Origin of the sequence: Aequorivita aurantiaca (genome assembly GCF_030410135.1) — a bacterium.
In the GTDB taxonomy this organism is placed as follows: Bacteria; Bacteroidota; Bacteroidia; order Flavobacteriales; family Flavobacteriaceae; genus Aequorivita; species Aequorivita aurantiaca.
In genome coordinates this window covers 190,201-207,857 of sequence record NZ_JAUGQQ010000004.1, presented here as the reverse complement: position 1 = coordinate 207,857, position 17,657 = coordinate 190,201, and the positions used below count along the sequence as shown (strand labels likewise).

The following is a 17,657-nucleotide window of genomic DNA, read 5'->3' as shown; positions in this document are numbered from 1 at the left end:
TTATTTATTTTAAAGATTGATATATGGAAATAGTTTATTGAATTTTTTTAAACTACTTAATTCTAATGGTTCAATATTGGTCAAATCAGATTTATATTTCACTTCGGACACATTGTTTGGAATATAAACTTCCTCTATTTTGTCAATGTCCTGATGTTTGTAAAAACATAATGACTGTTGAGCTATGTCATAATCGAATTTTACTCCAATAGAATGTTCTAAAGAACTTCCAAGCGTTCTAAAAACAATCGTATTTAGCTTGTCAACTATCTCAAAGTTGTAATCAATCTTTTTAGAAATTCTATCAATTAAGTACTGAATGTTATTCCCTGAACTGTGTTGCTTTAAAAAAATCGAAGCAATTAAAACTTGTGTATCAGACGGTGGATTTAACTGTTCTGCTGAGAAAATATGTTTTCTCTCAAAGTTTGAACTGCTTTTAACTTCAATTCTTTCTGTTCCTGCATTAAAATCAAATTTTTCCTCTGGTAGATTATGCCAATAATTTATGAGCTCCTTTGGATTGCTTGAGTTTTCAATTAAAAATAATTCTGCCCAGAGTCCGTTTACTGTATTTGTTGGAGAATCTGTCAAAGTTTTAAATACTTCAACAAACTTTTTGAGCGAGTCAATTACTTGTTGTTGAGTTGGATTCGGCCCAACTGTATTTACAAGTGTTTCAGATATTCTCAGAAAGTATTCTTGCAAGTTTCTATCACTGCAACGGAATGTAACTACAGTAAATGTTTGAAGTTTAAAGGAGTCATTCTCATAAATTTTACATTCAAGATTTTGTTCAAGTTGCAAATATTTTAGGCGAAAATTTTTGAGACTAAAGTCCTTAATTCTTTTTGATACAGAAAGTAATAAAACTGCATTTCCTTCAAAGTCAATTGCAACTCGAAAATTTGGGTATTCGGGGATGGGAATTGCATTGAAAACCTTGATATCATTTTCAGGCAAGCTTAGAGAATCGAACAGGTCAATTATTTTCATACTTGCCTTATTAAATCAGCCCCCATATGTTCAGGAATCCAAATTGCAGGAAGTAATACATTCGTATAATCAGTTGATCTAAAATCAAGTAGGTATAATTGTATACTCACAATATTTTCCTCTTTAATTTCCCTTGCTCCTAAATATCCTGTATTTTGGTTAGAACCTTGAAATAAAGGATTTATTTCATCATTTCTATCCAACTTACGAATACCACTATGCCAGTTTATAGTTGAATTGGCACTCATTAAATATACAACACATTCTTCAGTTGGATTTTCATCAATATATTGTTTTATGATACTCCTCAATAGCGAAAAATTGACCGAATCTGTCTCTCTGGTAAACTTCATTCTCAAAAGCAGATTGTCGTAGCAATCCTTTAGAGTAAGACGTGCGACCAAATTACGTTGTTCAATTGTTCTCCTATTATCTCCCGAATCTTCACTAAAAAACCTAGAAAATGAATTTATAAAATCAAATGCAGCCTGTCTATTTTGTTCAATATATTCGATAGTATCGTGAGGAGCTCTAATTCTATACCAATCATTTCCAAAAGTACTTCTATCTAAATCATCATATATTATGTTTCTTCGAGTTAGGTTCAACATTTGGTTAAGTAGAGCTACTCTGTCCAAATCGTTTAGGTGTCTATCATCCAAATGGAATTTTAAAAGTCTATTTCTTACATCTTCTTCGTGTTCTACGATAAAATTGTAAGCATCAATAGTTACTTGGTCTAAGAAAACACGACAATAGCCTAAATACCGTCTTTTATAGCCAAAAAATCTTGCTCTCTGTTGTATTGTATCAACGTTTCCTGTACCGATATTTCTCGGCATATAAGTTACGGTCAAACCTTCAACAGTAAATCCTCTATCCATTGATTGACCGCCTACTAATATCCAAGAGTAAAAATCATTCCAAGGAATTTGTGGAGTTGCTCCATTTCGGGAATTGACTTCAACAATTTGAGTGTAGCGTAAAGCGTGAATTAAATCATTTCCTGTTAACGTTTCAAAACTAGGTAAATCCGAAACGGTCATTTGCAATTGATTATATGAAGTTCTGAATTCGTCAATTAGTTCTCTTCTGTCTTCGTCATCAATACCTGAAAGTAACCTTTGCCAACTATTACAAGTGTTTCTTATCCAATTTATAAATTCGTTGTGGTCTCCTTGTAATCTTGAAGGATGTACAAGCATTGTTCTGTTCCTGTGATTGTTTTGCATTTCTCCTGCAACTACACCTAAAAAGAAAAGCTGCAATGCACTTTTTAAACTCTCAGGGATTTCAAAAAGCGGATTGGTTGTAGAAGGAATTTCATTTGGTGGTATCTCAGAAATAAGATTTGGATTATTTCTAAAAAAATCAATTCCGCCTGTGTAATCAGGTCCGGGAGTTAAAAGTTTTATGAAATTAGGCGAAAGTCTATCCATTATATTTATGAATAGATTTGCCTGTGGTGTTGCGGTGTATTGTAAAAATGTGTGATGTGGAAAAACATTGCGAAGTGCGTTTATTCTTCGGTAAATAGTTGAAACTTGATTTTCAGTTAAACTTTCTATATCAAGATTTTGTCGTGCTGCCCATCTTGCCCTAGTGTTTAGACTTGCTTGATCTCCTTCATCATCAATTATCAAAGTTGGTACTCCTGTGAGGTCTTGACCCACGATTATATTTACCAAATTGTTCAAATGAGATGTATTTTTCATTACACTAATAAGCAATGTTCTACATCTTTCTTTTGGAAAAGTTGGGTCAGCCCATTGGGCAAGTGTTGTTTCAATTGTTTCAGCTTCTTGGTAGCTGTTGGGGTTTTGGAGTAATGTCCATTTTCTATCAAAGCGAGTGTTTAATCTTAAATCGTCCGCTAATCGCTGTGTTGACTGATTTACAAGATTAGTTGAAACACCTGCAATTACAATTACAATCTGATAGTTGTTATCTCTAGCTAATGCAGTCAGAGTAGTGAAAGAAAGAGTTTTTCCACTTTGGACATAACCAATTACAATTCCTGTTTCATTATTGGTTTGGTCATTAGGATTACCACACACCTGCATAATTCTGTATGTTTCATCCAATATTCTTTCGCCACTTTGATTTAAACTTCTATCAGAATTAGTAAAACCTTTACTTCGCAAAAGTTCACTAGTTTCATCACCTACAAATGGTTGCCAACCTCCATTTTGGTTTTGATTCTGTATTTCGATTATTTCCGTCATATCTGTATTATTTTGAGAGATTAGATATTAACTCATTAAAATTTCTCCGCACCTCTCCTTGATTTTTGTAGCTGTCTTTTGCAATTATTTCGGATAGTCCAAAAGCTGCCACAATTCTCAAAATAGGTTCTATTTTGCTGTTATCTACGCCTGCAAACTCAATCATAAAGGGATGAGTCAAAGAAAGCCTAATACCTATTTTTCTTACTTTATCTTCAAACAAGCCATCCTTAATAAATCTATCTCCAACTTCAATTAGTTCAGTTAACGAAGGGTCGTATGAAAGTTCAATTGAAACTTTCCAATCGACTTTATTAAAGCGTATGTCAAATTCTCTATGAAGTGTTTTTTGGGTTTTGGTTAATTCAATCTTTTCTTCGGGCTCGGAAACTGTCATTGAATTAACAACATCTGCAATGGCTTGCGATGCTTTCTTTTGAAAATCATTAACGGTTTCGTCAAGAGCTTTGGTTGCTGTTTTGTATTCTTTTTCAGTTGCTCTTACGCGATATTGTTCTGCTTGTTGCAGTAATGGAAAGTCTTTGGAGCTAATATCATCTTTCAGTAGTCTTAGGAAAATCTCTAGATTTTCATCCCACTGAATTCCTTTTTTAGTAAAGTTTACACTAAATCCATCTAAGTGAAGTTCTCCAAAGACTCTTTGATAACGATAGCTGTTTGGAGCTCCAAAAATGAAATCAGGTCTAAAACCGCTGTCGAAACTCCCTTCTATTACCCTCCCTCTGCGAAATAGTGCAAAACCTGCTTCTGATGTAGAGGCTTTTTCTCGAATCGCAACAAAACCCTGAACACCTAAACCTTTTTCTAATTCAAAATCAATTTCCTTCCGCCACAGAATAGAGTCTTCATCTGGTTTATCATATTGAGGAACATTCAAGATTTTTGGATCATCAAATTTTAATTCCTCATTGTTCAATGTTAACCTTAAAACACCTCTACGAATAAATTCTCTGTAAATGCTTCGCAAATGGTCTTTTACTTTCCCCACGCCTTTTCTTCGTGGCATTCTGTTTACATCAAATAACTCTACGATAGTGAAATGATGGTTTTTCTCGCAAGATTTAATTTCAACATCCAACTCCTCTAACTTATCCTCAAAAATCTTTTTCATATCGAAAGAAACCTTCTTCAACTGTGTTTCTCCCAATGCTGTGGATGTAACACACCAATTATCAGCAAACCAACAAGCTGCTGATTTCATACCCATTCCAAATTCAGAAAGACCTGAATTATCAGGTGGAACTTCCGCAGCTCGAAATGCTCTTGAATAATCGGGTTCTCCAATTCCACCTGCATTATCTCTTATGGTGATTCTGTTTTCAGGTTCATTGATTTCAACTCTTACTTCAAGCACAAAATCATCACCTTCAACTTGCTTTAAAATCTGTTTGTTTTTTAGATAACTATCAACTGCATTATCAATGAATTCAGCCAATGCATACCAAGTCTCATATTCTATGTGCTTGAGGACAGAGAGCATAGTAACTTGTGGACGAATACTTACTTTATTTTGCTGGCTCATAGGATTTGGATAATGAATTAGACGAATGGAGTTGCTTCGCAACTCCATTTATTTTCTTTTCTTTAACCAAAAGCTGAATAGCAATGAGCTTTACAATTTTGGCATTTACAGCATTTCCTAAAGCTTTGAAAGCTGCATTGTCGTTTTCGGGTAGTTTTAAACCTGTTAAAGATTGAAGTTTCAATCCTTCCTTTTTTGTAATGTATCTGTTTTCCCAACCGATAATTGGAATTTGCGTGTTTGTACAAACTAGAGAAGGGAAAAAATCAGGCTTTTTAATTCTAATTCCTGAAGCTCTGAATTGCAAGAGATAATTATGAATTTTCCGTTCACTGTCTCCAACGTTCCATTCTAACTTTTGCCAACTTTGAGATGGCAACTTTGAAATTTGCGTTACCGCTTCTTTTATGAACTTTTTGTTGTCTTTATAAAATTGCCTATTCTGCTTAATATATCTTTGTTTCCAATCAGGAAACTCATCTACAACTCTTGCGTAGCTTGGTAGATTTGCTAATTGTTCTTCCTTGGTCATTCCTTTTAATGAAATCCCAAAATTTCCTTTGTATTCGCCCAATTCTGTTTCAGAAAGTAAATGAGGATATTGTTCTTCAAATGGATAGTCTGCTCCGAATTCCATTCCCCAAATTGGAAAACCTGGGATTTTTACCTCTTTTGGTAAAGCATCAATTAAGTCTTGCCAAAGTTGTATGCAATCTTGATTTGATTTAGGTAGTTGTTTTGCACTAACTGGGTTCTGCTCAATGAAATTTTCTAGTTCAACAACATTTTTTTTGTATTTATCGACCTTGTCAAAACTAAAATCGTCGAGTGCATTTTTTCCTAATGAGCCAACAATAAATATTCTTTGTCTATGTTGTGGAATACCAAAGTCGTGAGGGGAATAGTCTTTATGGTCAACTTGATACCCTAATCTCTCAAACTCAACTTTCATTGCTTTCCAAGTTTCTTCGTTATTGTGCTTGGCAATGAATCGAACATTCTCTAAGATGAAATATTTAGGTTTTCGAGCTTCAAGAATTTTCACAATTTCGTCAAAAAGCGTTCCTCTGTCGTCCTCTCGTCCAAGTTGTTTACCCGCTTTTGAAAATGGCTGACAAGGGAAACCTGCACATAATATATCGTGATCAGGAATTAAGTCAATATCGTCTTTGACAATTTTCCTAATGTCACCGTGAATGTTAATGTCTTTACCCCAATTCTTTTTGTAGGTATCTCTTAATACAGGGTCGAGTTCACTTGCAAATACACACTCGTGTCCAAGTTCGTGCAATGCTTTATGAAAGCCTCCAAGTCCTGCGAATAAATCTATAAATCTCATTCTACATTTTCTCCGCTAATTGTAATAATTTCCTATTTTTCATATTAAATGTTTTCATAATTTCAAATTATTCTGAGGTTTGTAATTAATATGCAAAATGGCTAAAGTAGTAAATTCTTAATTAAGTTTTATGAGCGTAGAGTTATTGTATCTTTGCTAATTTAAAATCAGTAAATGTTCTATTTCGGCTGTTTTTGCCTAGGTGTAGGCTAGGCATTACGATGGAGCAGGAGGTCTCGGCTGCGCTCGACGGGACAGCATTTTAGCAATAAGTTTTATTTTATCAGGAAGTGAAAAAGTTTCTAAATTTTCACCATCAGGTTAGTTGGGGACGTTCAATTTTTTGCCTGTTGTTTGGTATGCAAAATACATGCGTTTTCTAACTCATTTTTTAAAAAAACCCGAAAAATCGGAGGTAAAAAACTGCCCCAAAATGTTAAAGTTTTGGACCCTTTACGTAGTAACCCTCTTTTTTGAACCGGCGAAAATGAAAATAAATTTGGAAAATCCGATTTTCTAATTTTACTTTGTCGGCTCGTTTTCAACTACTTGTGCCTTGGCATAAAAAATTTCTTCCCCTAGAGAGCGAAATATTTTTCCCCCCGATAACGAAATGTTATCTGCTATTTTTTGAATTGAGAGTCGCGATTTCAGTTTTTAATAAATTGTTTAATCTGATGCCTTAAAAAAATAACAGGCATCCTAAATTTTTAAATTATGGCACGTAATACGAGCTTTATTAAGATTGAAGGAACCCTGGAGGGGTTGACCTTCTACAAACAAGACGGTAAAAACCTTGTTCGCTCCGCTGGCGGGGTAAGCAAAGACAGAATCATGACTGATCCGAAATACAAGAGGACGCGGGAAAACATGATGGAGTTTGGCGGAAGCGCCAGTGCGGGAAAGGGTTTTAGAACTGCTTTTAGCGGGGTAGTTAAAAAGTTGGGGGACAGCAGGATTTCCAGCCGACTTTCGAAGGTTATGCACAGAATACTGGATATGGATTCTGGAGCGAGAGGAGAACGTCCCGTGGCAATTTCTGACCATACGGTTCAGCTCAAGAATTTTGAGTTCAATGTGAAGTGTGCTTTCAGTTCGCGCTTTTATGCGCCTTTTGCTGCGCCTGTGGTTAACGCGAATCGCGATTCGGTAACGTGGACCATACCACCGTTTAATCCAGACTTTTCCGTAACTGCGCCTGAGGGGGCTACCCACTTTAGATTGTTACTGGCTTCGGGCCTTGTGAGTAACTATGAGTATGAGTCCGCCACTAAGGGATATTCGCCTACGGATGAGGAGTATGATGGAAAGGGCCTCATCAGTTACAGTGGCCATATTCCGCTGAACAGTGAAACGGCAAGTGATACTGTTCTTACGGTGGACTTTGCCATTGGCAGTGCCCTGCCTCTGGAGGTTACCAATGTGGTTGCCGGTGGTATAATATTTTACCAGGAACTGGGAAGTACATTTTATGAGTTAGCTAGTGACAATGCTTTAAAGGTATTGACCTTAGCCTAAAGGAAAAAGGAATTCCCTTTCTTGTCCGTCTGGATGAGAGAGGGTTTTTCTATTTGTATTATACTTAAATAAAGATACCGATGGCAAAGTTGATCTATATGCCTGAGAATTACCCTGAGTTTAAAGAGTTCATTATTTGTAAGAAAGAAGGTTGCTACTACCTACGCAGAAAAACCCAACAGCAGTTGCAACAGGAGGCTGCAAGGGTGAAAGCGGGCTTGGAACCGGATAGAACCTCGTTTTTTGAATGGGTGAATAAGATTGGGTGATTTTATCTTGAAGGTTTGTGCAAACTCTTAAGTTTGTAAATTACACAGGAATTATCTACCTATGAAAACGGACATAAGAAAAATTTTCACCCACCTCTGCCAAAAATACACTTCAAACCAACCTATCGTTCAAGGCCTGTGGACGGAGCTGAACCAATGCTATTCTGAAGATTCCCGCCATTACCACACGATGTCCCATTTGGAAAATATGTATCTACAATTGGAAAAAGTAAAATCAAATATAACGGATTGGGATGCGGTTTTGTTTGCTCTATTTTATCACGATATTGTTTACAACCCTTCGCAAAGTGATAATGAGGAAAAAAGTGCTGTGCTTGCAAGGGAACGGCTTTTGGAGCTTTCGTTGCCACAGGAACAACTTGAGAAATGTATTGAAATGATTCTGGCAACCAAGGGTCATCTTCCATCTTCTGACAGCGACACCAATTATTTTACCGATGCCGATCTATCCATTCTGGGGCAGCCGTGGGGGTTGTATTCCGTATATATGAAACAGCTGCGAAAGGAATATGCCATTTATTCCGATACAGTTTTTAATGCTGGGCGCAAAAAGGTGTTAGCGCATTTCCTGGGAATGGACCGCATTTATAAAACCGATCAGTTCCATGATAGGTTTGAAAAACAGGCGAAGGAAAATGTGAGAGCGGAATGGCAATTGTTGTAGTGGTCTGGCATCTGGAATTATTGCCGCTAATTCTAAACTGCAATCACTGTTGATGAATTCATTGAAAAAGTTTCATTTAACATTTCGGAGTTGTCCTTTTTTGTTTACTTGGCCTCTTTAATGGAGGAAACATATTTCTCCCGATAGGTAGCGGGAGAGATTCCAAAAACTTAGTTGGGGTATTGATAATGCTCTGTTGAAGAATAGCAGTGTTGAAGAAAATAAGCCGATCATAAAATAACCCCGGAACCGCGTATATAGTTAAAAATAAACTATTATTTTAGGCGTTAAATTTCCTTAATTATGAAGTGGTTATAACATCAATAATAGCGATCTTCCTTCGCAACTGCGGTTTGGGACACGCCTAATTTCTATCATTCAAATTAAAAAGCTTAGCCAAATGCACATAGGAAAACCCTTTAACCAATTGCCAAAGGAAACTTATTTTGAGCTTATCGAAAATCATAAACTATATTCCGATTTCAACACTTTGGGTCTATACCGTTCTTTATTGGAGAATGAAACGCTTTCTATGGCTGAACGTATTGAGGTTCGGGATTTCGCCCATCGGTTCTTTCAAAAGACCTTCGATTTTCTTCAACTTAAGGATCCCGACACCTTTATAAAAGTTTCCGCTTTGGGCGAAGAACTTACGGAACAGGAACAGCGCCAGCGCTGGCAAACGGTACGGGAAAACCAACAGAAAATATTGAATGGCAAACAAATAAAGCATCGGAATTTTGGAGCGTATTCCAAACACGATTGCGGTTTGGAATATTGCCCGTACAATGGAATGATGGTGAAGCAAGGTTCAACTCTGGCAAGGAGCTGTATGTATTTTAAGAGTGACGAAAACAGAAACGAGAAAACAAATAAGGCCAAACGGCTGAAAAGGGAGGGTCGCAATTTCAAAAACAATAAAAACCGTTTTGACGGATAACCAAAGTGTGCATTATGAGATTATTGATGTTATTATTAGGAGTGCTTTTTAGCACTGCAAGCTTTTCCCAAACAGAAAAAATTACCGACCTGCTCTATAAACAATTTCTAAGGGAACAAAAAATGTATGGTAAGGATGCAGTTGATATGCCCGTGCTACTGCAACCGTTCCAAATTAAAAATGACACCCTAAGTGCGGCATTTATAATACGGTCCGAAAGCGCGCCGGAGGAAATTCTATATTCCTATAGAAAAGTTTCCATACACGATATTGAAGCATTTATAAAGGATATGAATGTGCTGTTTACCGCCAATGAAGGTTCCGTACAGGAAGTTAATATAATAAAGGATAGGGACGGAGCTGTTTTGGAGACGCGTAAAAATACATCGCATTTGTTTTTCACGGAACTTGGGCGCGATGCCAAAGATGAATCTTTGCGACGGAAAATGCTGCAGGCATTTGAAAGGGCGGGCTATAATATTATTAGCGAATATTGGTTTAATTAATGGTTCAACCTTAAAAAGACTTCTTCATAATTTAAATTTTGAAGCCTTGCTGCCCCTTGCCATGTAAATCTGCAATTCGGTTTTGTCTACTTAAAAAATAGTTAGTTTAAAAGGACAAAATCCGCGCATTTCTCGATGGTAGCTTAAAATTTAACGTTCCTTTATTGTCCATTTATTTTTTCGTTCAAAATTGAATTTGATACAGTCCAATAGAAACCCAGAATATCTTCAACTTTATCCATAAAAATATATACTATGGAAAATTCAAACAAACAACAGCAACAACACAGGGAAGGTCCTGTGGCTAGAAAAATTGAGGACGAAACTGCAAAATTGCCGTCCGATGTCTTTTTGTGGACCTCCACTGCCGCAATGGGCGTTTCCCTCGCCCTGCATGCAATGGGCAAAAAACAAACGGCATTATTTGTTGGGCAGTGGGTAGCCCCGTTTCTACTTTTTGGAATTTATAATAAAATTGTAAAAACGGAAGGCCACGACGCACAGGACAATAGCCGAAACAGTTAGTAGGTAATCTCTACAAAAAAAATCCTGTGGGTAAGCCCGCAGGATTTTTTGTTGGTGTCTGTTGAAAGTGAGGGCCAAGCTTATGATTGCTGCATTTAGCCCCCAGTTCGGGTATATTTTAATGCAACTTCGAAGTTGGCGATATTTATTTTTTGGCGCATTCTCCTTCGGCGTAGCTCGTAACTCCTGCACGATCCGCAGTGCAAGGGTTGCCGTACGTGACGCCATTACAGCCGCACACCGGATTATATTCCATAGTGCACGGACCATCGCTTATTTTGGTTTTATCGATACAGGCAATGGTCTTGCCAGCGCCGCAGGATGACAATGCCAACATCCCCACCAAAAGCAGGGATGCGGCAAAAGAAGATTTTCTAAAGGAAGTAGTCATAGTGGTATGAGTTTTTTAGCAATTACTAAAATACACTAAACCTGTATAAATAGAAAGTAGACTTATTATTTTTTACTGAAAGGCGAAAGCTAAGAACCAAGGATAAATAAAATGCCTACAAACTCACCTATTCACCAACTCACAAACTAACTTCAGAAAAATTAATCATCCAACTAATGCCGAAACGATCGCGGAAAGAGCCGAAGTAATCGCCCCAAAATTGGTCCTCCATAGGCATTTCAATTTCACCGCCTTCGGATAGTTCTTTAAACAAACGGTCGGCTTCTTTCCGGCTATCTGGGTGAATGCTCACATAGGTATTATCTCCAATCTTAAACGGCCCATTGCCGAAGCCCGGCATAGTATCAGACCCCATTAACAGCTCACTGCCTATGGGAAGCGTAACGTGCATTACGCGGTTTTTGTGTTCATCAGCCAGCGGTGGCATTTCTTCGGAAGGCGGAATATCGCCAAAGCGCATTATGCCGTTTCCGGCGAATTCTCCGCCGAATACTTTTTTGTAATGATTGAACGCTGCTTCACAGTTTCCGTCAAAGTTTAAATACGGATTTAATTTTGTTGCCATAATTTTTGGTTTTAAATGTCAGTAATCAATTTTGTTGTTTATTTCATAACTCATTCCCTTCAAGCCGAGTAATTTGCGCATCAGTCCTATTTGGCCCAAAAGATAATCTTCGCGCCCAATGCACATCCCAATTATGTTAAGCACATTTTCTTCCACGAAAGGCACGTTCATTCCAAACGAAAACGCTTTCAAAAGCTGTTCGTCCGTGGCTTCCAAAAGTTTTTTATACACTTTCGGTGAGATGTCCTTGAAATTTTGGAACAACATTTCCAAAGTAGGATAATCCAGTTTCTCATCCAATGCTTTCGCCTCTGTAAAAAATTCATCGTTTGGATCTTTTTCGTCCATTCCCAACAGATTGGCCATCCAATAGCGACAGTTTACAAAGTTGCCCGCCATCCAAACAACGTGATTGGTTTGGCCGTTGTTTCTTTCAAGTGCCATTTCTTCAGTAATGCCATCCAGCGCATTGAAAAAACTTTGGGAATGCATCCTATATGCGGGAATGATGATTTCGAGTTTTTGGGATTTTGGTGTGTCCATAAGTGGATTTTTTGATTATTCGACTTTTAGATAATTGGAAATTACTGAATTCACCATTATAAATTCAGATATTTCTAACTAATGTAAAGATACTCAGGAATTGGCGGTTTCAAATGGTGCATTTGCGGCAATGTAATGGGTTGATTACGACACGGTTTTGAATTATCTTTGGATTTAGGAAATAGCGAAAAGAAAGGCGAAGTCCGGAACAAAAATCTAAGCCAATTAAACACTTAAACAATTCCACTATTAAACATTACAAATGAGACATATATCAATCTTAGTCCCGGAAGGCAATTCCAGCCTCAGCAATCTCGAGGCCACCCATAAAATGTTCAATATGACCAATGATTTTTTGGTGCGAATGGGGAAGGAGCCATTGTTCCAAACACAATTGGTGGCTACACATAAAGATGCGCGTTTGAGTAACGGCATTTTCACCATTATTCCCGATGCGAACATAGAGGAAGTAAAACATACGGATTTGGTAATAATACCCGCAATTCATGGAAATTATAAGGAGGTGGTCGAAACCAACAAAGAGTTTATTCCGTGGATTGTGCAGCAATATAAAAATGGCGCTGAGGTTGCAAGTCTTTGCATTGGAGCTTTTTTATTGGCAAGCACGGGCTTGCTAAACGGAAAAAACTGCGCCACCCATTGGATTGCCGCCGATGAATTCCGCGGAATGTTCCCGAAAGTGAATTTGGTGGACGATAAAATAATCACGGATGAAAACGGGATTTATACCAGCGGCGGGGCGTATTCATCCTTAAACCTAAATCTTTATTTAGTGGAAAAGTTTGCTGGGCGCGAGATGGCGGTGCTTTCTTCCAAAGTGTTCGAAATTGACATAAGCCGAAATAGCCAGAGTCCGTTTATAATTTTTAAAGGGCAAAAAGGCCACGAGGATAATGAAATATTAAAGGTGCAGGAATTCATTGAAGCCAACTTTCAGGAGAAAATGAACGTGGATGACCTGTGCGCCGATATGGCCCTGAGCAGAAGGACATTCGAAAGGCGATTCAAAAAGGCCACCAGCAACACCGTTGTTGAATATATGCAGCGCGTAAAGGTGGAAGCCGCCAAAAAAGAATTGGAAACAGGCCGCAAAAACGTAAACGAAGTAATGTATGACGTGGGCTACAACGACCCAAAAGCCTTCCGCGACGTATTCAGAAAAATAACCGATATGACCCCGCTGGATTATATGAATAGGTATAGTAAACTGCAGGCTTAATAAACGAATCCAAAATCTCAAATCTCAAATCTCAAATCCCAAATCCCAAATTTACAGATTCGCATAAAAAGAGCGCCAGCCAATTTGAAATTTGTATAGTTCACCCAGAGCCGGTCGCACGGTTGAAGACAGTTCTCGACTGCGCTCGAACAGACATTTTCAATCTTCCAAGAAAACCTTCAGCGCGGTATTCATAAAATAATCCCAGCCCTGCTCAAAATTACTTCTTGCAAAATCATCCTTATCCGGAAAAGTTTCCAAGCCTCGGTGGGTGAGTTGCAATCTTGTATTGTTTCCCTCCTCAAACAATTCAAAAGTCACATAACTATTGCCGTCATAACCATCGTACCGCCAGGAATAGGTTATTTTCTTTTCGGGCACTACTTCCGTAACCTCACACAGATGGAGGTATTGCTTTTCTTCGGTGCCGCCCATAAACTCAAATTTAAAACCTACTTCAGGTTTGAATTCGGCAAGGTCAAAATACCATTGCTTCATTTCGTTTTTGTCGGTAATTGCGTTCCATACTTTTGAAATAGGGGCGTTGTAGGTGCGTTCTACTTTTAGCGTTTTTTGTTCCATGGCGTTAAGATTATATGTTATTATTTTTTTGAAAGATATTTATCAAGATTATCCAATTTGCTATTCCAAAAAGCTTCATATTGTTCCACCCAGTTTGCAACTTCCTTTAAGTTTTGCAAATTAGCGCTGCAAAAACGCTCACGGCCTTCTTGATTTATCGTAATAAGCCCACATTCCGTGAGGATTTTGATATGCTTTGAAATGGCCGGTCTGCTTATTTCAAAGTTTTCGGCCACGGCATTCAAGTTTAGGGTTTCCGTAGATAGAAGATTTATAATTTCCCTCCGCGTAGGGTCTGCAATGGCTTGAAATACATCTCGTCTCATAGTATAGGTAACTGTTCGGTTACAAATATATATGTAACTTTTTGGTTACGCAAATTTATTTTGAAAAATCGTTAAACCAATTCCTCACAATAAAATCCTTGATTTCTCAATGTGGTAGTAATATTATTTGCCTCCAAATATTTGGTTTCCACCCGGAGAATGTTGTCGCAATCCTCCAAGTCGAAATTCCATTGGCCATTTCGGCCAGTCAATTTGTTGAGCAATGGACGAAGTTTTTTCACCTCATCATTTGCCCTAACAGAAGTTTTAAACACCAAAACCATTTCTATCTTTCGTAAAAAGCTGGTGGCTCCACCCCCAACGATCGCAAATACACAAATCCCTGCCCACGGTGGTGGATTTCATTGTCTATAAAATAAAGCATGGATGAAATTACCGTGCCCTCGTACATTCCAAAAAGCAAAATGTTTTCCTGAAAGCGTTCTGCGGAAATTTTTGGCCAAAGCATATTAATTTGCTCGGTAGTTTGGTCCCAGAGTTCCAAAATCTTTGCTTTGCTGTTGTCGTGCTCGACGTGTTCGTTCAATGGCTCCGATTTCCCCGAAACAATTTCCTGCATTCCGGGTCCCGCGATTCCCAAAAGTTCCATGACCATTTCCGCAAAAGTGCGCATACCGCCAATGCTGTGACTAAAGAATTCGTTTTCGGGAAAAGCCTCAATAGTTCGGCGCGTTAGGTTTCTATGGCCTTGATAATGAGCCAAAAGTTCTTCGGAAGAAATTACCCGTGCTGTTTTGTGTGCTGTTGCATTCATAATGATAGGTTTTTAATGTTTGTTGTTTCTGATACCAAAATTAAATGGGGCGGATGACAGCGGTTTGTCAGTAGTAAAAAAATAATTTAAAATTAATTGATACTATCTTTGGAATATGAGCGACGAAACCCTGAACCGATTTGACAGAATTGTGGCAATCTTGATACAATTGCAGTCCAAAAAGATTGTAAAGGCCCAGGAATTGGCCGATCGATTTAACGTTAGCCTCCGCACCATATATCGTGATGTGCGTTCACTCGAAACTTCGGGAGTGCCAATAGTCAGCGAGGCTGGCGTGGGTTATTCAATTATGGATGGCTACCGCTTGCCGCCCGTTATGTTTACGCGTGAGGAGGCCAGTAGCTTTGTTGCCGCCGAAAAACTGATGCAGCATTTTACTGATAAGTCCTTCGGAAGTTATTACGAATCGGCAATGTTTAAGGTGAAATCGGTGCTTCGCGGAAAGGAAAAGGACTGGATTGATGCGCTGCAATCGCAGATAATCATCAATCCTGCAGAAAATCTTTTCAATGAAAATATTCCGAACGCCTTGGAAATTCTTTTTGAAAGCATCGCTGAAAAGAAGCAGGTTTTTGTGAAATACCAATCCTTGGAAGCTGAAAGGCCTTCCGAAAGATATTTAGAGCCAGTGGGCATTTTTCATGAAAATAATTATTGGTATGTTCTGGCGTACTGCCATTTCCGAAATGATTACCGTCAATTCCGTACAGACAGATTGCTTGAAATAAAACGAACTGATTTACCGTTCCAAAAAGAGCACGCCACGCTGGACGATTTCCGTAAAAGGGAAAAAGAAATTCCGAAAACCGAAGTGCGCATTTTGGTTGATAAAACCATCGTGAAATATATAAAAAGCGACCTCAAAAACCACGGCTTTATTTCCGAGGAAATAAAAGAGGAGGGCGTGGAAATGACATTTCTCGCCCATAATGTAGAACACTCCTTTGCGCGCTGGTATTTGATGTTTGCTGATTATGCCAAAATTCTTGAGCCAGAAAGTTTGAGGAAACACATTTTGGAAATTATAGAAAACAGCAAGAAAAATTTATTGCAATAGAAGACTTATGCCCTTAGAATGTCGTAATCGCCCATTACTTTCTGCGTCTTTTCTCCCTACATTTACCGCCACTTTTGTAAAAAAAAATGGCTAAGCAATCCATCAAATCATTTTTCAGTCTTTTAAGGGAAGCCATTGCGGGCAAGGAAATTGACCTCACCCAAGCCAGCATCAAAAAAGCAATTTTTCTGCTCGCCGTGCCCATGATTTTGGAAATGAGCATGGAATCAATTTTTGCATTGGTGGATATTGCTTTCGTTTCGCAAATAAGTACGAACGCAGTTGCCACCATTGGCTTGACCGAATCCGTGATAACGCTAGTGTATGCTTTGGCCGTGGGCTTAAGCATGGCCGCCACAGCAATTGTTGCACGCCGCATTGGTGAAAAGGATACGGAAGGAGCAAAGCGAGCTACCGTGCAGGTTATTTTATTGGGAACATTTGTTTCCGCAATTGTAAGTGTTATTGGAATAATGTTTCCAAAGGAAATCCTTGGTCTGATGGGGGCGGAACAGGATTTGATTGATGAAGGCTTTCGCTATACCCAAATCCTTTTTGGCGGAAACTTTACGATTGTGCTCCTGTTTCTTATAAATGCGGTGTACCGAGGCGCGGGCAATGCCGCGATGGCCATGTGGACGCTCATTCTTTCGAATGCAATCAATATTATTTTGGACCCCATTTTTATTTTTGGTTGGGGGCCGATTCCCGAATACGGTGTTGCCGGCGCGGCCATCGCGACGACAATTGGCAGAGGAATCGCAGTGATTTTCCAATTGTATATTTTATTCTACGGAAGCACGAGAATTAGGTTGGCGTGGAAGGATTTTGTAGTGAACATAGGCGTAATGGTAAACTTGGTTCGCGTTTCCCTCGGCGGAATTGGGCAATTTATTATCGGAACCAGCAGTTGGATTTTCTTAATGCGGATTATTAGTGAATTCGGAAGTGAAGTATTGGCCGGCTACACCATTGCCATTCGGGTGATGATGTTTACGATGATGCCCGCGTGGGGATTGAGCAATGCTGCGGCCACTTTGGTGGGACAAAATTTGGGAGCGAATCAACCCGAACGCGCCGAAACTTCCGTTTGGAAAACTGCAAAATATAACGCATTGTTTATGGTTGCCGTGTCAATAATTTATTTGCTGTTTGCAAAAACCATTATCGGTTGGTTTAGTGTGGAACCCGAAGTTCTGAAATACGGCGCACTAAGTTTGCAGATTGTTTCTGTTGGCTATTTTCTGTACGCCTATGGAATGACCGTAACGATGGCCTTCAACGGTGCGGGCGATACGAAAACGCCAACCATCATCAACTTTTTCTGCTTTTGGGTATTTCAATTACCCTTTGCTTATTTGGTTTCACTTGTATTGGATTGGGGGCCTCTCGGGGTATTTTTGGCCATCGCGTTGGCGGAATCGTTGATTGCGATAATCGCAATAATTTGGTTTAAAAAAGGAAAGTGGAAAGCGATAAAAGTTTAATCCTTTCAGAATCAATCGCCAAGCAAATGGGAATCTTCCGCTGGCTGGGGCTTTTTTCTTTCATATTTAATATTTTTTAACCCAACCAATTTACCTATTTTTG

The 17,657-nt window shown here is 38.6% G+C and carries 20 protein-coding genes; 9 read left to right on the top strand and 11 right to left on the bottom strand.

Annotation, left to right across the window (positions count from 1 at the left end):
- Positions 1 to 9: 9 nt before the first annotated feature.
- The 4 genes from QRD02_RS08625 to QRD02_RS08610 are packed head-to-tail and all read right to left on the bottom strand — an operon-like array spanning position 10 to position 6,103.
- Positions 10 to 996: a PD-(D/E)XK motif protein gene (locus QRD02_RS08625; RefSeq protein ID WP_290254530.1), complete on the bottom strand. Its 987-nt coding sequence runs from the start codon at positions 994 to 996 to the stop codon at positions 10 to 12.
- Positions 993 to 3,221: a Z1 domain-containing protein gene (locus tag QRD02_RS08620; RefSeq protein WP_290254529.1), complete on the bottom strand. Its 2,229-nt coding sequence runs from the start codon at positions 3,219 to 3,221 to the stop codon at positions 993 to 995. Before QRD02_RS08620 ends, QRD02_RS08625 begins: the two co-directional genes overlap by 4 nt.
- Before the next feature lie 7 nt (positions 3,222 to 3,228).
- On the bottom strand, positions 3,229 to 4,764 hold the full coding sequence (locus QRD02_RS08615) for an ATP-binding protein (protein WP_290254528.1): 1,536 nt from the start codon (positions 4,762 to 4,764) through the stop codon (positions 3,229 to 3,231).
- Positions 4,748 to 6,103 carry a DNA cytosine methyltransferase gene (locus tag QRD02_RS08610; RefSeq protein WP_290254527.1) on the bottom strand — a complete coding sequence of 452 codons (1,356 nt, stop codon included), beginning with the start codon at positions 6,101 to 6,103 and terminating at the stop codon, positions 4,748 to 4,750. The genes QRD02_RS08615 and QRD02_RS08610 overlap by 17 nt, the downstream gene beginning before the upstream one ends.
- Positions 6,104 to 6,820: 717 nt before the next feature.
- Between QRD02_RS08610 and QRD02_RS08605 the strand changes: the two genes are divergently transcribed.
- From QRD02_RS08605 to QRD02_RS08580, 6 genes are all read left to right on the top strand, one after another.
- A complete protein-coding gene (locus QRD02_RS08605) occupies positions 6,821 to 7,621 on the top strand; it encodes a hypothetical protein (RefSeq protein WP_290254526.1) in 801 nt (266 codons plus the stop codon).
- A gap of 80 nt (positions 7,622 to 7,701) precedes the next feature.
- Complete coding sequence (locus QRD02_RS08600) at positions 7,702 to 7,890, top strand: hypothetical protein (RefSeq protein ID WP_290254525.1); 189 nt, start codon at positions 7,702 to 7,704, stop codon at positions 7,888 to 7,890.
- Positions 7,891 to 7,951: 61 nt separating this feature from the next.
- Positions 7,952 to 8,575: an HD domain-containing protein gene (locus tag QRD02_RS08595; RefSeq protein ID WP_290254524.1), complete on the top strand. Its 624-nt coding sequence runs from the start codon at positions 7,952 to 7,954 to the stop codon at positions 8,573 to 8,575.
- A gap of 400 nt (positions 8,576 to 8,975) precedes the next feature.
- Positions 8,976 to 9,515, top strand: coding sequence for a hypothetical protein (locus QRD02_RS08590; RefSeq protein ID WP_290254523.1), 540 nt, complete (start codon positions 8,976 to 8,978; stop codon positions 9,513 to 9,515).
- A gap of 14 nt (positions 9,516 to 9,529) precedes the next feature.
- Positions 9,530 to 10,021: a hypothetical protein gene (locus QRD02_RS08585; protein WP_290254522.1), complete on the top strand. Its 492-nt coding sequence runs from the start codon at positions 9,530 to 9,532 to the stop codon at positions 10,019 to 10,021.
- A 255-nt stretch (positions 10,022 to 10,276) separates the two neighbouring features.
- The gene (locus tag QRD02_RS08580) at positions 10,277 to 10,546 is read left to right on the top strand and encodes a hypothetical protein (RefSeq protein WP_290254521.1); all 270 of its coding nucleotides are present in this window, start codon (positions 10,277 to 10,279) and stop codon (positions 10,544 to 10,546) included.
- 145 nt (positions 10,547 to 10,691) lie between these two features.
- Here QRD02_RS08580 and QRD02_RS08575 read toward each other — a convergent pair whose 3' ends face one another.
- The 3 genes from QRD02_RS08575 to QRD02_RS08565 form a co-directional block, all read right to left on the bottom strand.
- Entirely contained in the window at positions 10,692 to 10,937 is a 246-nt protein-coding gene (locus QRD02_RS08575; protein WP_290254520.1) for a Kazal-type serine protease inhibitor family protein, read from the bottom strand.
- Positions 10,938 to 11,076: 139 nt separating this feature from the next.
- Complete coding sequence (locus QRD02_RS08570; RefSeq protein ID WP_290254519.1) at positions 11,077 to 11,523, bottom strand: VOC family protein; 447 nt, start codon at positions 11,521 to 11,523, stop codon at positions 11,077 to 11,079.
- An 18-nt stretch (positions 11,524 to 11,541) separates the two neighbouring features.
- On the bottom strand, positions 11,542 to 12,066 hold the full coding sequence (locus QRD02_RS08565; RefSeq protein ID WP_290254518.1) for a DinB family protein: 525 nt from the start codon (positions 12,064 to 12,066) through the stop codon (positions 11,542 to 11,544).
- Between the two features lie 262 nt (positions 12,067 to 12,328).
- Here QRD02_RS08565 and QRD02_RS08560 point away from each other — a divergent pair, with 262 nt between their 5' ends.
- The gene (locus QRD02_RS08560; protein ID WP_290254517.1) at positions 12,329 to 13,306 is read left to right on the top strand and encodes a GlxA family transcriptional regulator; all 978 of its coding nucleotides are present in this window, start codon (positions 12,329 to 12,331) and stop codon (positions 13,304 to 13,306) included.
- 159 nt (positions 13,307 to 13,465) lie between these two features.
- Here QRD02_RS08560 and QRD02_RS08555 read toward each other — a convergent pair whose 3' ends face one another.
- The 4 genes from QRD02_RS08555 to QRD02_RS08540 all read right to left on the bottom strand — a co-directional run bounded on the left by QRD02_RS08555 (position 13,466) and on the right by QRD02_RS08540 (position 14,989).
- The gene (locus QRD02_RS08555; RefSeq protein WP_290254516.1) at positions 13,466 to 13,888 is read right to left on the bottom strand and encodes an SRPBCC family protein; all 423 of its coding nucleotides are present in this window, start codon (positions 13,886 to 13,888) and stop codon (positions 13,466 to 13,468) included.
- A 20-nt stretch (positions 13,889 to 13,908) separates the two neighbouring features.
- Positions 13,909 to 14,214: an ArsR/SmtB family transcription factor gene (locus QRD02_RS08550; RefSeq protein WP_290254515.1), complete on the bottom strand. Its 306-nt coding sequence runs from the start codon at positions 14,212 to 14,214 to the stop codon at positions 13,909 to 13,911.
- 71 nt (positions 14,215 to 14,285) lie between these two features.
- Positions 14,286 to 14,498: a hypothetical protein gene (locus tag QRD02_RS08545; protein WP_290254514.1), complete on the bottom strand. Its 213-nt coding sequence runs from the start codon at positions 14,496 to 14,498 to the stop codon at positions 14,286 to 14,288.
- A gap of 2 nt (positions 14,499 to 14,500) precedes the next feature.
- The gene (locus QRD02_RS08540; protein ID WP_290254513.1) at positions 14,501 to 14,989 is read right to left on the bottom strand and encodes a DinB family protein; all 489 of its coding nucleotides are present in this window, start codon (positions 14,987 to 14,989) and stop codon (positions 14,501 to 14,503) included.
- A gap of 115 nt (positions 14,990 to 15,104) precedes the next feature.
- Between QRD02_RS08540 and QRD02_RS08535 the strand changes: the two genes are divergently transcribed.
- Both QRD02_RS08535 and QRD02_RS08530 read left to right on the top strand, forming a co-directional pair.
- Positions 15,105 to 16,067: a helix-turn-helix transcriptional regulator gene (locus QRD02_RS08535; protein WP_290254512.1), complete on the top strand. Its 963-nt coding sequence runs from the start codon at positions 15,105 to 15,107 to the stop codon at positions 16,065 to 16,067.
- An 86-nt stretch (positions 16,068 to 16,153) separates the two neighbouring features.
- On the top strand, positions 16,154 to 17,554 hold the full coding sequence (locus QRD02_RS08530) for an MATE family efflux transporter (RefSeq protein WP_290254511.1): 1,401 nt from the start codon (positions 16,154 to 16,156) through the stop codon (positions 17,552 to 17,554).
- The last annotated feature ends 103 nt before the right edge of the window (positions 17,555 to 17,657 follow it).

Bases quoted from the DNA above. Each gene is read 5' to 3' on its own strand.
- QRD02_RS08625 (WP_290254530.1), bottom strand. From the start codon at position 996: ATGAAAATAATTGACCTGTTCGATTCTCTAAGCTTGCCTGAAAATGAT.
- QRD02_RS08620 (WP_290254529.1), bottom strand. From the start codon at position 3,221: ATGACGGAAATAATCGAAATACAGAATCAAAACCAAAATGGAGGTTGG.
- QRD02_RS08615 (WP_290254528.1), bottom strand. From the start codon at position 4,764: ATGAGCCAGCAAAATAAAGTAAGTATTCGTCCACAAGTTACTATGCTC.
- QRD02_RS08610 (WP_290254527.1), bottom strand. From the start codon at position 6,103: ATGAGATTTATAGATTTATTCGCAGGACTTGGAGGCTTTCATAAAGCA.
- QRD02_RS08605 (WP_290254526.1), top strand. From the start codon at position 6,821: ATGGCACGTAATACGAGCTTTATTAAGATTGAAGGAACCCTGGAGGGG.
- QRD02_RS08600 (WP_290254525.1), top strand. From the start codon at position 7,702: ATGGCAAAGTTGATCTATATGCCTGAGAATTACCCTGAGTTTAAAGAG.
- QRD02_RS08595 (WP_290254524.1), top strand. From the start codon at position 7,952: ATGAAAACGGACATAAGAAAAATTTTCACCCACCTCTGCCAAAAATAC.
- QRD02_RS08590 (WP_290254523.1), top strand. From the start codon at position 8,976: ATGCACATAGGAAAACCCTTTAACCAATTGCCAAAGGAAACTTATTTT.
- QRD02_RS08585 (WP_290254522.1), top strand. From the start codon at position 9,530: ATGAGATTATTGATGTTATTATTAGGAGTGCTTTTTAGCACTGCAAGC.
- QRD02_RS08580 (WP_290254521.1), top strand. From the start codon at position 10,277: ATGGAAAATTCAAACAAACAACAGCAACAACACAGGGAAGGTCCTGTG.
- QRD02_RS08575 (WP_290254520.1), bottom strand. From the start codon at position 10,937: ATGACTACTTCCTTTAGAAAATCTTCTTTTGCCGCATCCCTGCTTTTG.
- QRD02_RS08570 (WP_290254519.1), bottom strand. From the start codon at position 11,523: ATGGCAACAAAATTAAATCCGTATTTAAACTTTGACGGAAACTGTGAA.
- QRD02_RS08565 (WP_290254518.1), bottom strand. From the start codon at position 12,066: ATGGACACACCAAAATCCCAAAAACTCGAAATCATCATTCCCGCATAT.
- QRD02_RS08560 (WP_290254517.1), top strand. From the start codon at position 12,329: ATGAGACATATATCAATCTTAGTCCCGGAAGGCAATTCCAGCCTCAGC.
- QRD02_RS08555 (WP_290254516.1), bottom strand. From the start codon at position 13,888: ATGGAACAAAAAACGCTAAAAGTAGAACGCACCTACAACGCCCCTATT.
- QRD02_RS08550 (WP_290254515.1), bottom strand. From the start codon at position 14,214: ATGAGACGAGATGTATTTCAAGCCATTGCAGACCCTACGCGGAGGGAA.
- QRD02_RS08545 (WP_290254514.1), bottom strand. From the start codon at position 14,498: ATGGTTTTGGTGTTTAAAACTTCTGTTAGGGCAAATGATGAGGTGAAA.
- QRD02_RS08540 (WP_290254513.1), bottom strand. From the start codon at position 14,989: ATGAATGCAACAGCACACAAAACAGCACGGGTAATTTCTTCCGAAGAA.
- QRD02_RS08535 (WP_290254512.1), top strand. From the start codon at position 15,105: ATGAGCGACGAAACCCTGAACCGATTTGACAGAATTGTGGCAATCTTG.
- QRD02_RS08530 (WP_290254511.1), top strand. From the start codon at position 16,154: ATGGCTAAGCAATCCATCAAATCATTTTTCAGTCTTTTAAGGGAAGCC.